At 61.2% G+C, this 474-nt stretch carries 1 protein-coding gene; it reads right to left on the bottom strand.

The window, feature by feature from the left end:
* Window positions 1-431, bottom strand: a 431-nt coding sequence (locus tag BGN91_RS10330) for a PhzF family phenazine biosynthesis protein (RefSeq protein ID WP_292612836.1), incomplete at its 3' end; no start/stop codon positions are given.
* Window positions 432-474: the final 43 nt, after the last annotated feature.

Here is a 474-nt window from a genome sequence, read left to right as displayed (position 1 = left end):
GCATGCGTGGACCCGGTCACCGGATCCTCTGGAATGCCGGCACCGGGAGCGAAGTAGCGTGAGACGAAATCTGCCTCCGCGCCGGCGGCCGTGATGGCCAGTCCCATTGGAAAAAGCCGTGTGATCGCGGCCAAGTCCGGAACGAAGGATCGGACCGCCTCTTCTCTTGCCAGTTCGATGAAGACATTCTCGAAATTCTTGAACTGCCCAATCCGTTCGTCACCGAAAAGATGCGCCACTTCCCGAGGCGGCTCTTCCATAATCTCGGGCTCAAACCGCGGCATATGGAGCTGGTAGTCCTTGCCAGATGCGCGCACCTGCAGCTCGCCGACGCGGGTAAAGAACGCAATGTCACCACTCATGCCGCGCTCCGTGCATAGGATATGTGCCGCCGCCACAGTGGCATGCCCGCAGAACTCCGCCTCGTGCACGGGCGTGAACCACCGTATATCCCAGCCACCTTGCGCAGGGCGA

Source organism: Nitrobacter sp. 62-13 (genome assembly GCF_001896955.1).
In the GTDB taxonomy this organism is placed as follows: Bacteria; Pseudomonadota; Alphaproteobacteria; order Rhizobiales; family Xanthobacteraceae; genus Nitrobacter.
The sequence above is the reverse complement of the archived record's forward strand: the minus strand, read 5'-3'. Positions and strand labels throughout refer to the sequence as shown.